This window comes from Streptomyces venezuelae (assembly GCF_008642335.1).
GTDB lineage: Bacteria > Actinomycetota > Actinomycetes > Streptomycetales > Streptomycetaceae > Streptomyces > Streptomyces venezuelae_F.
Genome location: NZ_CP029191.1, coordinates 7,692,065 through 7,706,009, shown reverse-complemented (window position 1 = coordinate 7,706,009; position 13,945 = coordinate 7,692,065). Strand labels below are relative to the sequence as shown.

Annotated in this window: 12 protein-coding genes, 1 pseudogene and 1 riboswitch; of the genes and pseudogenes, 6 read left to right on the top strand and 7 right to left on the bottom strand. The window is 72.6% G+C overall.

The annotated features are described in order from the left end of the window. Positions 1–40 precede the first annotated feature (40 nt). The 5 genes and pseudogenes from DEJ49_RS36635 to DEJ49_RS34280 all read right to left on the bottom strand — a co-directional run. A pseudogene (locus DEJ49_RS36635) lies at positions 41–333 on the bottom strand (DNA-binding transcriptional regulator); the annotation flags it as partial. 93 nt (positions 334–426) lie between these two features. Further along, positions 427–1,584 carry a phosphate ABC transporter substrate-binding protein PstS gene (gene pstS, locus DEJ49_RS34295; RefSeq protein ID WP_190329544.1) on the bottom strand — a complete coding sequence of 386 codons (1,158 nt, stop codon included), beginning with the start codon at positions 1,582–1,584 and terminating at the stop codon, positions 427–429. 151 nt (positions 1,585–1,735) lie between these two features. Beyond that, the gene (locus DEJ49_RS34290; RefSeq protein WP_223833115.1) at positions 1,736–2,506 is read right to left on the bottom strand and encodes an SDR family oxidoreductase; all 771 of its coding nucleotides are present in this window, start codon (positions 2,504–2,506) and stop codon (positions 1,736–1,738) included. Then, entirely contained in the window at positions 2,503–3,723 is a 1,221-nt protein-coding gene (locus DEJ49_RS34285) for an acyl-CoA dehydrogenase family protein (RefSeq protein ID WP_150187710.1), read from the bottom strand. The genes DEJ49_RS34290 and DEJ49_RS34285 overlap by 4 nt, the downstream gene beginning before the upstream one ends. Next, positions 3,711–4,463, bottom strand: coding sequence for an HAD family hydrolase (locus tag DEJ49_RS34280; protein ID WP_223833114.1), 753 nt, complete (start codon positions 4,461–4,463; stop codon positions 3,711–3,713). The genes DEJ49_RS34285 and DEJ49_RS34280 overlap by 13 nt, the downstream gene beginning before the upstream one ends. A 119-nt stretch (positions 4,464–4,582) precedes the next feature. Between DEJ49_RS34280 and DEJ49_RS34275 the strand changes: the two genes are divergently transcribed. Beyond that, the gene (locus DEJ49_RS34275) at positions 4,583–5,527 is read left to right on the top strand and encodes an alpha/beta fold hydrolase (protein ID WP_150187709.1); all 945 of its coding nucleotides are present in this window, start codon (positions 4,583–4,585) and stop codon (positions 5,525–5,527) included. After that, positions 5,524–6,174: a TetR/AcrR family transcriptional regulator gene (locus DEJ49_RS34270; protein WP_223833113.1), complete on the top strand. Its 651-nt coding sequence runs from the start codon at positions 5,524–5,526 to the stop codon at positions 6,172–6,174. The genes DEJ49_RS34275 and DEJ49_RS34270 overlap by 4 nt, the downstream gene beginning before the upstream one ends. Positions 6,175–6,226: 52 nt before the next feature. Here the strand turns inward: DEJ49_RS34270 and DEJ49_RS34265 are convergent, their stop codons facing one another. Beyond that, complete coding sequence (locus tag DEJ49_RS34265; RefSeq protein ID WP_150187708.1) at positions 6,227–7,180, bottom strand: LysR family transcriptional regulator; 954 nt, start codon at positions 7,178–7,180, stop codon at positions 6,227–6,229. Positions 7,181–7,241: 61 nt separating this feature from the next. On the opposite strand from DEJ49_RS34265, the gene DEJ49_RS34260 reads away from it, so the two are divergent. From DEJ49_RS34260 to DEJ49_RS34245, 4 genes are all read left to right on the top strand, one after another. Beyond that, the gene (locus DEJ49_RS34260; protein WP_223833112.1) at positions 7,242–7,784 is read left to right on the top strand and encodes a GNAT family N-acetyltransferase; all 543 of its coding nucleotides are present in this window, start codon (positions 7,242–7,244) and stop codon (positions 7,782–7,784) included. A gap of 84 nt (positions 7,785–7,868) precedes the next feature. After that, complete coding sequence (locus tag DEJ49_RS34255) at positions 7,869–9,080, top strand: hypothetical protein (RefSeq protein WP_150187707.1); 1,212 nt, start codon at positions 7,869–7,871, stop codon at positions 9,078–9,080. Positions 9,081–9,253: 173 nt separating this feature from the next. Then, on the top strand, positions 9,254–10,051 hold the full coding sequence (locus DEJ49_RS36180; protein WP_190329543.1) for a hypothetical protein: 798 nt from the start codon (positions 9,254–9,256) through the stop codon (positions 10,049–10,051). Between the two features lie 126 nt (positions 10,052–10,177). Beyond that, a complete protein-coding gene (locus DEJ49_RS34245) occupies positions 10,178–12,340 on the top strand; it encodes a PI-PLC domain-containing protein (protein WP_150187706.1) in 2,163 nt (720 codons plus the stop codon). 37 nt (positions 12,341–12,377) lie between these two features. Here DEJ49_RS34245 and DEJ49_RS34240 read toward each other — a convergent pair whose 3' ends face one another. Further along, the gene (locus tag DEJ49_RS34240; RefSeq protein WP_150187705.1) at positions 12,378–13,160 is read right to left on the bottom strand and encodes a GNAT family N-acetyltransferase; all 783 of its coding nucleotides are present in this window, start codon (positions 13,158–13,160) and stop codon (positions 12,378–12,380) included. Between the two features lie 479 nt (positions 13,161–13,639). Further along, a riboswitch (cobalamin riboswitch) is annotated at positions 13,640–13,859 on the top strand. Positions 13,860–13,945 lie beyond the last annotated feature (86 nt).

Sequence of the window (13,945 nt, the reverse complement as noted above, 5' to 3'; positions counted from 1 at the left end):
GGCGGCGCGGTCGCGCAGGGAGGTGCGCTGCCACTCCGGGCGCGGGTTCGTCGAGCGCCTCGGCGAACCCGCACCCGGGACAGCGGGTACGTGCGGTCGGCGCCGCCACGCACGGCCGACAGGTAACCCTGGCCGCGCACGGTGACCAGGCCGATCGGGTCCACCGTGTCGAACACTTTGTGCATGGCCGATGCGAGCGCCGAGCCGAGGGTTCAGTCCGGTGAGGGCCGCCCGAAAGTCGGGCAGCAACGCGAACCCGCCGTTCCGGCCGCGCTCGGCATAGACGGGGACACCGGCCGCGGAGAGCGCCTCCATGTCGCGCAGGGGACGGCGGTCGCCTGAGAGTGCGGGTGGCGGGGCGGGCGGTCTCAGCTGCGGCGGCCGAGGCCGCATCGCGCCGGCCCGCGCCCCGACGCCCGGCGCGCGTCAGGAGAGCGTGTCCACCACGTCCCGCACCTGGCCCGCGACCGACTCCGGCAGCGGTGCGTAGTTCAGGCGTGACAGGTCCTTCTGGCCCACCCTGCTCGCCGTGTAGGTGAGGAAGGACTTGAGCGCGGGCAGGGTCGCCCGCTGGTTTCCCTTGTCGCAGACGATCTCGTACGTCACCTGGACGATCGGGTACGCGTCCGGCGTCGACGCGCCGTAGCGGAACTTCAGCTTCATGTCCTTGCCCCGGCCGGCGACCTCCGCGGCCGCGATGCCCTTCGACGCCGTCGCGGGCGTCGGCGCGACCGGGGCGGGCGCGCCCGTGTCGATGCTCACCGTCTTGATCTGGCGGGCGCGCGCGAAGGACAGCTCGAAGTACCCGATCGCTCCGACGCCGGAGGTCACCTCCGATGCGACCCCGCTCGACCCGCTCGCGGACGCGCCGCCCCTCCCCTGCCAGGACTTGGCCACCAGGTGGGGCCACGCCGTGGGGGCCGCGCCCGCGAGGTAGGCCTGGAAGTTCTGCGTCGTGCCGGAGTCGTCCGACCGGTGCACGGGTCGGATGGGCATCGAAGGGAGGTCGGTGCCCGGGTTGAGCCGCCGGATCAGCGGGTCGTCCCACACGGTGATCTTCCGGTCGAAGATCTTGGCGAGGGTGAGGGCGTCGAGCACCAGGCCGTCGACGCCGGGGACGTCGTAGCCGATCGCGATGGGGCCGCCGGCCATGGGCAGGTCGATGGCGCGCCCGCCCCGGCAGACGTCCCTGGAGCGCTCGACCTCATCGGGCTTGAGTACGCTGTCGGAGCCGCCGAACGCGGTCGCGCCCCGCAGGAACTGCGCGCCGCCCGCGCCCGACCCGATCGGGTTGTACGCGATCCGCACCTTCGGGCACGCGCGCTGATAGTGCTTGATCCAGTACTTCATCGCGTTCTGCTGCGCGCTCGAGCCGGTCCCCTGGACCTTGCCCGCGGCGGCGCAGTCGATCCCCGCGACGGCCGCGGCACCGGCGCCCGCGTCACCACCTCCGTCGTCACCGTCGCCCCCGAGCCCCGCGACACCGCATCCCGTCAGGGACAGCGACAGCAGAGCGGTGAGGGAGACCGCGGCGCGCGCTCTCCCTCCGTGGTGGTACGTACGTCCTGGACGTGGGCGTTGCAACGTTGTCCCCTCGGGGTACCGCGGAATGGATCTCGGCCTGACCCCAGATGCTCGCACCCGCCACCGCGCGGGCGGGTGACGCGGGGGCGAACATCGGGCGACGTCAAGCGGTACGGAGGGCGAGCGGTAGCCGGAACGTCACAGCGGCGCGTTACAACGGGCCGCCGCCGAGGAGCTGGCCGCCGTCCACCACGAGGGTCTCCCCCGTGATCCAGCGGGCGCCCTCCCCGGCGAGGAAGGCCACGGCCTCGCCCAGGTCCTCGGGTTCGCCGATGCGTCCGAGGGGCGTGGCCGCGGCGACCTTCGCTTCGTTCTCCTCCCACAACGCCTCGGCGAGCCTGGTGCGGACCACTCCGGGTGCGATGGCGTTGACGCGGACCTTGGGGGCCAGTTCCAAGGCGAGTTGCTTGGTGAGGTGGATGAGTGCCGCCTTGGAGACGTGGTAGATGCCGACGTCCTGGGCGACCGTGAGGCCACCGATGGATGCGGTGTTGACGACGGAGCCGCCATGCTCGCCCATCCATGCCTTCACCGCGAGCGACGTCCACAGGATCGGCGCCCAGAGGTTGACGTCCATCGTCTTGGCGAAGCGCCCGTGGTCCTGATCGACGACCGGACCGTACGCGGGGTTCGTACCGGCGTTGTTGACGAGGATGTCGAGGCTGCCGTACGTCGCGACGGTGTGCTCGACACAGGCACGCGCGGCCTCCTCGTCGGTGGCGTGGGCCCCGAATCCGGCCACCCCGTCGCCGAGTCGTGACGCCGCCTCCTTGTCGCGCTCCTCGCTGCGCGAGGTGACCACGACCCGCGCGCCGCGGTCGCGCAGCGCGGCGGCCGCCGCGAGTCCGATGCCCCGCGAGGCGCCGGTGACGACGGCGACTTTCCCGGCCAGGGACCCCTGCCCGGCACGCGGCGCGCTCACCGGCCGCTCCGCTCGTTCTCGCGGCGGCGCAGTTCGCGCAGGGCGATGGCCCGCTTGTGCACCTCGTCGGGACCGTCCGCGAGCCGCAGGGTGCGCAGGTGGGCGTACATGCTGGCGAGCGGGAAGTCGTCGCTGACGCCGCCACCGCCGTGCACCTGGATGGCCCGGTCGACGACCTTGAGCGCGACCTCGGGAGCGGCGACCTTGATGGCGGCGATCTCCGTCCGCGCCTCCTTGTTGCCGACGGTGTCCATCAGGTGTGCGGCCCTGAGGGTCAGCAGCCGCGCCATGTCGATCTCGACGCGGGACTCGGCGATCCAGTCCTGGATGTTCGCCCGGTCGGCGAGCGGCGCCCCGAACGTCGTACGCGACTGGGCGCGGTCGATCATCAGGTCCAGCGCGCGCTCCGCCATGCCGATCGTGCGCATGCAGTGGTGGATGCGTCCGGGGCCGAGCCGCGCCTGGCTGATCATGAAGCCGTCGCCCTCGCCCGCGAGGAGCGCCGTGGCGGGAACGCGTACGTCCTCGAAGAGCACCTCCGCGTGGCCCTCGCGGTCCTGGTAGCCGAAAACGGGGAGGTTGCGCAGGACGGTGACGCCGGGGGTGTCGAGCGGGACGACCATCATGCTCTGCCGGCGGTGGCTCGGCCCGTCCGGGTCGGTCTTGCCCATGACGATGAGCACCCGGCAGTTCTTGTGCAGGGCGTTGGAGGTCCACCACTTGCGGCCGTTGAGGACGTAGTCGTCGCCGTCGCGGACCATCCGCATCTCGATGTTGCGGGCGTCGGAGCTGGCGACGGCGGGCTCGGTCATGGCGAACGCGGAAGCGATCTCGCCGGCGAGCAGCGGCTTCAGCCACTTCTCCTTGTGCTCCTCGGTGCCGAAGAGCGTGAGGACCTCCATGTTGCCGGTGTCCGGCGCGTTGCAGTTGGTGGCCTCGGGGGCGAGGTGCGCGCTGCGGCCCATGATCTCGGCCAGCGTCGCGTACTCCAGGTTGGTGAGGCCCGGGCCCCACTCGGGGTGCGGGTGGAAGAGGTTCCACAGGCCCTGCTTCCGCGCCTCGGCCTTGAGCTGTTCGAGGACCGGCGGGTGGAAGTGGGGGTCGCCCGACTCCGCCATCTGGGCCTCGTACACCGCCTCCGCGGGGTAGACGTGCTCGTCCATGAAGGCGAGCAGCCGCTCCTGGTACTCCTTGGCCCTGTCGGTCACGTCGAACACGGGTCGTCCTCCAGCGGTCGTGTGTCTGGCAATCCTGGTGCAGCGACGTCAGCACCGGCGCCGGGCGCCGGCGCGAGGAGCCGGGCAAGCTGCGCCGCGGTCGTGGGCGCGTCGCGGTGGACGACCCCGGCGATGCCGAGCCGTTCCGCCGCCACGATGTTCTGCGGCAGGTCGTCGACCATCACGGTGTCCTCGGGCCGTACGCCGAGACGCTCGCACGCGATGGCGTAGGCACGGCGGGACGGCTTGCGTACGCCGATGTCCCCGGACACCGTGACGGCGTCGAACATCGCGGGCAGGTCGAAGCCGTCGTAGCAGTGGTCCCCGAGGGAGTTGGAGAGCAGGCCGACGCGTCGCCCCTCGGTCCGCAACGCCGCCACGAGGGCGATCGTGCCGGGGTCGGGACGCAGCCGGGTCTGTATGCGGCGCACCAGGCCGGGGCCTTCGACGGCTACACCGTGGTCCCGCAGCCGGGCCGCGAGGCCGTTCTCGAACTCCGGCTCTCCGATGCGGCCCTCCTCGTGCGCCACGAGCAGGGCGCCGCTCTCCTCGTCCTTCGAGAAGAGCCGGAGCAACAGCCGCGGATCGTCGGCCAGTTCGGTGCCGATCTCCTCGAACGCGGTGACCACGCTGGTGGTCAGCACCCCGCCGAAGTCGAACAGGACCGCAGTGCGCACCCGTACGTCCACTCCACCCGCCGTCATCGCCACCGCGCCTTCGCTCGCCTCCGGTTCCGTCAACGTAATTGAATCCGGGTTCAGGTTCAAGAGTGCGGAAAGCCCCGCCCCGCAAGGGCGGCCCCGCCTTGTACATTGAACTCAACGTCAAGTTCGAAGCGCGGACCACGGAGGTTCTGCCCATGCCGACACACGTCACCCTCGCCGAGTGGGAGCGCGTCGCGACGCGCGAGGTCACGTCGGGCGACATCACGCTGCGCGTCTTCGACCACGGCGAGGGGCGGCCGGGCAGGCCCCCGGTGGTCCTGTGCCACGGCTTCCCCGAGCTGGCGTTCTCCTGGCGGCACCAGGTCTTCGCGCTGGCGAGCGCGGGATACCGCGTCCTCGTCCCCGACATGCGGGGATACGGTGGGAGCTCGCGGCCCGCCGACGTCGACGCGTACGACATCCTGACGCTCTGCGGCGACTTGTCGGCGGTCCTCGACGACGCGGGCGCGGACGACGCCGTCTTCGTGGGGCACGACTGGGGCGCCATGGTGGTGTGGCAGATGGCCCTGGCCCACCCGGAGCGGGTGCGCGCGGTGGCCGGGATGAGCGTGCCCCTGACGCGGCGCGCCCCGGCGCCCCCGATCCCGATCCTGCGCAGGCGGCTCGGCGACGACTTCTACATGGTCTGGTTCCAGGAGCCCGGCGCGGCGGACGCGGCCCTCGGCCGCAACGTGCGCAGGACGCTCGTCGCGAAGGAGATCTACTCCGCCCGGTGGGCCGAGCGGCACGACGAGCCGTCGTCGCCCCCGCCGTGGCTCAGCGAGGAGGAACTCGCCTACTACGTCGAGTCGTTCGAGCGCACCGGCTTCACCGGCGGCCTCAACTACTACCGCAACCTCGACCGCAACTGGGAGCTCACCGAGCACCTGGCCGACCGCCGCGTCACCCAGCCCTCGCTGTTCCTCACCGGCTCCAAGGATCCCGTCGGCCAGTTCATGCCGGCGAAGGACCACGGCCACATGCTGACCGATCAGCGCGCCCACGTCGTGCTTGAGGACGGCGGCCACTGGATCCAGCAGCAGCGGCCCGACGAGGTCAACGCCGCGCTCCTCGACTTCCTCTCCCAGGTCGAGAAGTGACGGCCCAGGCCCCGGCCGCGGACGGCGGCCAGAAGCAACCGATCACGCCCCGCAGCGCCCGTGGCGTCAGGACGCGCACCGCACTGATCGCCGCCGCGCGCGAGGTGTTCGAGCGCGACGGGTACCTGGACGCCCGCATCACGGACATCTCCAAAGCGGCCCACGTCGCCTCCGGGTCGTTCTACACGTATTTCAACAGCAAGGAAGAGATCTTCCAGGCGCTGGTCGAGCAGGTGCAGGAGGAGATGCTCCACCCGCACCTGCGCGAGCGCACCGGCATCACCGACCCCCGGAAGCTCATCGACGCGTCGAACCGCGAATACCTGCGGGCGTACAAGAAGAACGCCCGCCTCATGGCACTGTTCGAGCAGGTCGCCCAGGTGGACGAGCAGTTCATGGCGCTGCGCATCGAGCGGGGCAACGCGTTCGCCCGGCGCAACGCCAAGCTCATCCGCACCCTTCAGGAGAGCGGCCGGGCCGACACGTCCCTGGACCCGCTCGTCACCGCGCACGCCCTGTCCGTCATGGTGAGCCGCATGGCGTACATGGTGTTCGTGCTCGGGCAGCGCATCCCGTACGAGCGACTCGTCACGACGCTCAACACGATCTGGGAGAACGGGCTGCAACTGCGGGACGCCGAAGACTGATCGCGGCCGCGTACCCCGGTGATGCGTGGAGGACCTCTTCGGGCACCCGTGGCTACCAGCCGCGCGCGGACTCCAGCAGGTGGTCCCTGACCAGCGCCACGTGCGGGTTGTCCGAGGAGCCGGGGCGCTGGACGAGGTACCCCGTGTTGATGGGCGGGTCGTCCGGGTCGTTGAGCAGGACCAGTGCGCCGGACGCCAGTTCGTCGGCGCACAGGTAGCGGGGCAGCACGCTGAAGCCCGCGCCGCCCACGACGGCCGCCTTGACCGCGCGCAGGTCCGGCATGGTGACGGCGGGCTTGCAGACCAGGCGCCTGCCGAAGACGTGCCGCCAGTACCGGCGGACGATGGGCAGGTCATCGGCGTACGCCACGAGAGGGACGCCGTGCAGCACCGCGGGGCCGTCGACGGCGAACCGCGCCGCCCCGCCGATCCGCTCCGCCCAGACCGCGGAGGTGACCAGGACGAACTCCTCGTCGGCGAGAGGCACGGAAGCCAACGTCCGGCCGCGGGGGCGGGCCGTGGCGATCAGCAGGTCGTGCCGGCCCGCGCGCAGTTCCTCCAGGAGGTCGTCCGTCAGGCCGGTCGCGACGCGCAGCACCACGCCCTTCTCCACCAGGGGCGCGATCCGCGGCAGTACGCAGTGGGAGAGGAGCTCCGCCGGTCCCGCCAGGTGCACGGGTTCCGCGGAGCTGTCGTCGGCGTGGCCCGCGACCTCGGCGAGCGCGTCCAGCGGGTCGACGATGCGGGCCGCCAGCTCGTCCGCGAAGGGCGCGGGCGCCGCGCCGCGCGGAAGCCGCTCGAACAGTTCCCGGTCGAGCCTGCGCTCCAGGGACCGGATCTGCGCGGTGACCGTGGGCTGCGACAGGCCAAGGAGGCGGGCGGCCGCGGTGAAGGACCCGGAGCGGTAGACGGCGAGGAAGGTGCGGAGCTGGTTCAGGTCGAGGGAGGGGGTGACCTCGGCGCCGGCGCCGGTATCGGCATCGGTATCGGCGTTTCTATGTCCCATGACCGGGAGCATAGAACGTAAGGGTTGTGGTGGCTAAGACCCTTACTGAACGCTGGTGGTCATGAACCAGCCCACTGGACAACAACTCACCATGCCCGGCACCGGCCTCACCGGCGTACGCCGCGCCGTGGAGGCGGACATTCCCGAACTCGTACGTCTGCGGTCGCTGCTCTTCGCGACCCGCGACGAGGAGTACTTCCGGACCACGCCGGTCGAGGGCGACTGGCGCCGCAACCTCGCCTCGGTGCTGCAGCAGCAGCTGACGGCCGACGCCGCGCGCATCGTCGTCGTTGACGGCGCGGACGGCGCGGACGGCGCGGACGGACTCGCGGCGTGCGGCATCGGCACCGTCGAGCAGTGGTTTCCCGGCCCGCACAGCGTCACCGGCCGGGTCGGCCACGTGATCGGCGTGGTCACGGACCCCGCGTACCGGCGGCGTGGGCACAGCCGGGCCATCATGCGGGCGCTGCTCGACTGGTTCGGTACGCGGGGTGCCTCCCGCGTCGACCTGTACGCGTCCGCCCAAGGCGAGCCGCTGTACCGGAACCTGGGTTTCGTCGACCACCCCGACCCCGCGCTGTACTGGCGCCCGGCACACCGCTGAGCCGCGCGGGCCCGGTCGCCCGAAAACACTCCGGACTGCCCCCCTCCGCAGCATCATGAAAGGAAGCGAAACGGGGGTGCCGTCATGGCTGTTCGCTTCGGTTCAGGTGCCGACCGCGTACCGCCCTGGGCCTTCGCCGTCGTCGGATTCGTCCTGGTGGTGGGGCTGTTCTTCGGGATACGGGGTGTCGCATCGCCCGGCGGCGGGGCGCGGGGAGGCGGTGGCGGCTCCCCCGACGGTGGCATCAGTTCGGACACGAGTACGGGGACGAGCACCGGTGGCGGTGGTGCCGACACGTCGGGCGGCAGCGGGAGCGGCGGTTCGGGCGGGGGCGACACGGCGGGCGGGACGTCGGGCGGTGGTACGGACGGGGGTACGGGGGGCACCGGCGGGTCGTCCAGCGGCTCCTGGCAGACCGGCGGCTCGGACGGGGGCGACGGCGGGGCCGCCGGAGCGGGCGGCGGAGGCGATGGCGGGGGCGGGGGCGGCAATCGTGGGGGCGGGACACCTCCCGGCTGGCTGCCGTGGGGCCCCAAGTCACCGAACACGGACGACGCGCCGGAGCCGGACAGCATGTACGACCTGCTTCAGCGGGGCGAGTGCCAACTGCCGTACGACAGCGCCACCGACCCCGAGAAACGGCCCGACAACTCGGCGACCCCGCAGGCCTGGAAGGTCATCGAAGGGCTCGCCGGCATCTGCAAGGCCGCGCACGGCGAGCGGACCGGCCTGGCCATCGCCATCCGCGCCGAAGCGGGGCTGCGCGCGGCGGGCTACCGGCCCGGGACCAGCGAGTACCTCTGCAAGGACGGTGACGCCTTCGCTGTCCTGCGGCGCTTCGTCGCGTACTACCGGCGGCATCCCGCCGAGCAGGTGGCGCTCCGGTCCGCTCCGGCGGGGACCGCGGCCTGCGGCAACAAGATCGCGGCCACGGAGCGCAGTGTCGCGCCCGGCGAGTCGGTCGGCCTCTACGGCACGTGGCCCGATGTGCCCAGGACCGTGGAACTGCGCGCCGCCGAGCTCCGGGAACCCCTGGTCCTGACGCCCTACGGGGACGAGAACGCCAGGGAGAAGTGCTGCAAGGACGGTACGGTCACCGTCGACCTGCCGGGCCCGGACGGGTTCGGTGGCCGCCGCCCGACGGTGATCGACGTGACGCTCGTGACGAAGAACGGGGCGAGGGTGACCCGCCGGGCGGCGTTCACGATCACGTGGGCCGGAATCCCGCAGCCTCCGGCACCTCCCCTCTCGTCCAGGTCCCCCGTCCCCACCGCCACACCCACACCCGCCCCATGACCGACCCCGCCCCCACGCCGAACCCGGAACCCGTCCCTGATCCCGACCCCTCCCCCGCGCCGAGCCCCACCCCCGACCCGGGCCCACCCCCCGACCCGAACCCAACCCCCGACCCTGACCCGGAACCCGCCCCGGGCCCACTCCCAACCCCCTCCGCCCCCCACATCGGCTGGGTGGAAATTCTCGGTGCCGTCGGATCCCTCGTCACGTTGCTCACCGCCGTCCTCTTCTACTTCGGCTGGGCGAGCACGGACGCCGAGACCAAGGCGCTCGGACTGCGCGACACCGTCTTCCACCTCTCCACCAGCGACTACCTGTTGCGCAGCGTCGGCGCCCTGTACCTCCCGGCCTGGCTCGCGGCCGGTATCGCGCTCGGCACGCTCGGGCTGCTCCGCTGGACCGCGGGCGAACCGGAACGGCTGGCCCGCGCGACCCGCGTGCTGCGGTTCGCCTGGGCCGTCCCGCTCGCCCTCGTACCGCTGTATCCGCTCAGTCCCTGGCTGTTCGACCTGCTGCTCCCGCTCACGGCGATCGGCGGCTTCGCGCTCAACGCGTACGCCCGCACACGCGAACGCCGGGACCTGCGCCTGTGGGGGCTCACCCTCTTCATCTGCGTGCTTTCGCTGTTCTGGGCCGTGTCGTCGTACGCGGCGATCGCGGGCCGGGGCCGCGCCGAGCTGACCGAGCGGACGCTGCGCGGCGAGTTCCCCGCCGTCGTCGTCTTCAGCGAGAAGGACTTGATGATCCGCGGCGGCGGCAGCTGTTTCCGGCGCGTCACCGACAAGGGGAGCCAGTACGCGTACGAGTACGGCGGGCTGCGCCTGTTCCACGTCTCCGGGGACCGCGTCTTCCTCGTGCCGCGCGACTGGACGCCCGAGAACGGCACGCTCTACGTCCTCAAGGAAGGGGACGGCCAGCGCGTCGATCTGCTCAGTGGAGCGGGCCGCCGGGCGAGGGAGTGCCTGGACTGAAGGGTCGGTGTGGCGCCGCGTCCCGGGCCGGAGGATGATCGTTTCGTGAGTGGCAGCGACGCGGAGAGCAGGGACAATACCGCCGCCGGACCGTGGTGGAGAAGATGGCGGTCCGGGCTGCGGCCCGTGGCCTGGGGTGTGCTGGCCCTGTCCACCGTCGTCCTCGTCCTCGCCGGAAGTGCCCGCGCGACGGTGTTGAACCGGGTCTTCTACCAGGCCGTGCTGGACGAGCAGGGCGCGTACGACCGGCTGTACGACGAGGTGCTCGTCGACCCCGCGACGGCACGCGTCACCCGCGATCTGCTCGGCCGGCTGCCCGTGCCCGAGGCGCAGGTGACGGCGAACCTGAAGAACGTGCTGCCGCCCGCGACCCTGCGCACCCTGGTGGACGAACAGATCGGTCACGCCGTGGCGTATCTGCGCGGGCAGGAGCCGCGACTGCGTCTCTCCGTCGACCTGCGGCCCGTCCTGACGAACATCGGCAGCTTCGCCGAGATCTACCTCGGGGACCTGGTCGCCTCCGCGCAGGGGCGCGAATCGCCCGACTTCGCCGCGTTCACGCGGGAGCTGACGGCCGCTCTGGACGACATCTCCCGCGGCCACCGCCCCGACAACCTCCCCGAGCTGCGCCTCGAACCCGCCGCGGCGCGGCAGGCGGCGGAGTGGCTCATGGGAGCCGTCCCGGAGGACCGGCGCGCGGCCCTGCGCCCTCAGGTGGAGGCGTCGCTCGGCTCCGGAGACGTGGCCTCGGCGCTGGCCGCGGTGGGGCCGTACGCGCTGGGCGACCGGGTGCCCGGCGCCGCGTCGGACCTGTCGGCCCTCACGGACGACGGCCGCTGGAACGTCGTACCGGACCTGAAGGCGGCGGGCGTCGACCTGGGCGCGGCCGAGCAGGCCCGGTACTTCACCAGGCTGGCGCTGGGATGGGTCCAGGGCATCGCGGGCGTGCTCGCCCTCGGAGCGGGCTGCGTGCTGGTCTTCACCGGCTCGGCGTCCTGGGCGGTACGGGTGCGCCGTGTCGGCACGGCGCTGGCCGCGGGCGGTGCGCTGTCGGCCGTGGTCCTCGCCGTGGCGCGGTGGCAGGTCGGGGAGCTGATGGCGCGCCCGCCGTCGAGCTGGCCGCCTTCCGTGGGCCGGCTCCTGGACGACGTGCAGCACGGTGCCGCCGACGCACTCCTCTCGGTGGGTCTGATCACGTCGGCGCTCCCGCTGGTCGCGGGTCTTGTCCTGGCCGGGGCGCCGTGGGCGTACGAGAAGGTCGTGGCGCGGCGCGGGGCACGGCTGACCGGGCGGCGGCGGAGCGCGGTCCTCGGCACGGCGGGCGGCGCCCTCGTGGCCGTCGCGGTGGTGGGCGCGGTGCTCGCCCCGCTGGCGGCGGGCAAGGACGCCCGCGAGCTGTGCCTCGGCTCGGAGTCGCTCTGCGACAGGCCGTACGACCAGGTCGCCTTCCTGGCCACGCACAACGCCATGTCGACGACCGCCGACCGGTTCATCGGCCCGCTCCAGGACCCCGACATCGTCGCGCAGTTGGACGCGGGGGCCCGCGGCCTCCTGATCGACACCCAGACGTGGGAGACCCCCGAGGAGGTGTCCGAACGGCTCCGGGAGGCGGACTTCCCGCCCGACATGAAGGAGCAGATCACCCGCCTGGCCGAGCGCGCCAACCCGCCGCGCCCCGGCATGTGGCTGTGCCACGCGGTGTGCCGGGCCGGCGCGATCCCCCTCGTGGACACGCTGCGCGAGATCGGCACCTGGCTGGACGAGCACCCCGGTGAAGTGGTCACCCTGATCGTCCAGGACGCGATCGACGGCGAACAGACGCGGGAGGCGTTCCGCCGGGCGGGACTGGACCGGCTGCTGTTCACCCCGGACGCCGACCCGGACCGTCCGTGGCCCACCCTGGGCGAGATGATCGACTCGGGGCGCCGCCTGGTGGTCTTCGCCGAACAGGCCGACGGACCGGCACCCTGGTACCGGAACTTCTACCGGTACGGCATGGAGACCCCGTTCGCGTACACCGCACCGGAACAGATGAACTGCGTCCCGCACCGCGGCGGCACCGGCAAGCGGCTGTTCCTGCTGAACCACTTCATCACCGACATGGGCGGCAGCCGCCTCGACGCCGCCGTCGTCAACAAACGCGACTTCATCCTGGAGCGGGCCCACCGCTGCCAGAAGGAGCGCGGCCGCCCGGTCAACTTCGTCGCCGTCGACTTCGCGACGATCGGCGACGCACTGGGCGCGGTCGACCACCTCAACAGAGAACGCCTGCACGCACGCGACGACTAGGGGCGTTCGAGCTTGGTGAGGAGCCGGGGGCGGGGGGTCATTGTGGGCGGTGGGCTTCGGGGAGCAGGGCGTGTTCGGTGAAGCCGCCGCAGGCGCGGAAGTTCAGGCGGCGATAGACGGGCTCACCGTCGGGCGAGGCCTGGAGCACGGCGACGGTGTGGCCGCGGTCGCGGGCGGTGTGGAGCGCGGCGAGGGTGATCGCCCCGCCATAGCCGCGTTCTCGGTGTGCGGTGAGGGTACTGATGTTGTAGAGCCCGGCGACGTCCGCGTACGCGAACACCTCGGCGGAGCAGACCGGTCGGCCCGCCGCGTAGCCGACGAGGAAGCGGGCCGGGCAGTCCGGGGCGAGTGCCCGCGCGGCGGCGCGGCTGTGGAAGCGGCGCACGGTCTCGGCGGGCGGGGTCCAGTTCGCGGCGAGGACCGTGGCGTAGTCGTCGAGTTGACGGGGTGTCGTCACGTGCTGGATGTCCAGGCCGGGTGGGGCGGACGGCGGCGGCAGCTCGTCCAGGGGTGCCCACATCGCCGTCTCCTGTTCCGCGGCGGGAAGGCCGGCGGCCGTCAGGCGGGCGGACAGGTCCGGCGGTGTCGAGGTCGGGCCGACCCACCAGGAGAAGGGGCGGCCCGTCGCGGCGAGCGCCCGTGCGGTGACGGCGACGCGTGCGGGGGCGGTGTCGGCGGTGAAACGGGCGCGGGCGACGACGTTGAACGTGTCGTCGTTCAGGCCGCTGTCGGCGATCAGGAGGTCGTCGGTCTCCACGACGGTGGCGCCGGGCATGTCCCGGTGCAGGTGGCAGGCGTGCTCGGCGAGGTTCCTCTCCATCCGGTCGAGGAGGTTGGAGGGGTCGGAGAGGTCGAGGAGGACGGAGTTGTCGGCGCGGTCGGGCTGGTCGGCGGGGCCGGGCTGGGCGGCGCGGCCGGGCTGGTCGGCGCGGCCGGGCTGGGCGGCGCGGCCGGGCTGGTCGGCGCGGCCGGGCTGGTCGGCGCGGTCGCCCCGAGCGGCGCGGTCGCCCCGAGCGGCGCGGTCGCCCCGGGCGGCGCGGTCGCCCCGGGCGGCGCGGTCGCCCCGGGCGGCGCGGTCGTTCCGGGTGGCCGGTCCGTCGGGGGGAGCGTCCTCGTCGTGGTGGTGGTTCATATCCCCGTAGCTTGCCGTGCCCCGGCCCGGCCCGTCGGTCGATTCGGGCCGTCCGCCGGCGGCTCGCCGCCTTCCCGCCCGCACCGTGACCGAAGCCTGTCGCGCACGTGTTCCACCTCACCTTCCGAATGCCGGCCGCGACCCGGTCCGCCCGCGGACGGCGCCGTAAGGTGATCAGTGCAGCTGGTTCGCCCCGTCCGCCAGACGGGAGCGTCGCAAGAGGGAACCCGGTGGAAATCCGGGACTGCCCCGCAGCGGTGAGCGGGAACGACCGCCGTCACATGCACTGGGACCGACGAACGGTCCTGGGAAGCGACGGCCAGTAGGTGTCCTCCCCGGAGGACGTGCCCGCGAGTCCGAAGACCTGCCCGCTGTCCGTGCCCGAACCATTCGTGCGCGGATATCCCGGTGACCTCGAGGGCGGGTCGGCGAACACATCTGACGGACGGCCGCGCCCCGCGCGTTCCCGGACC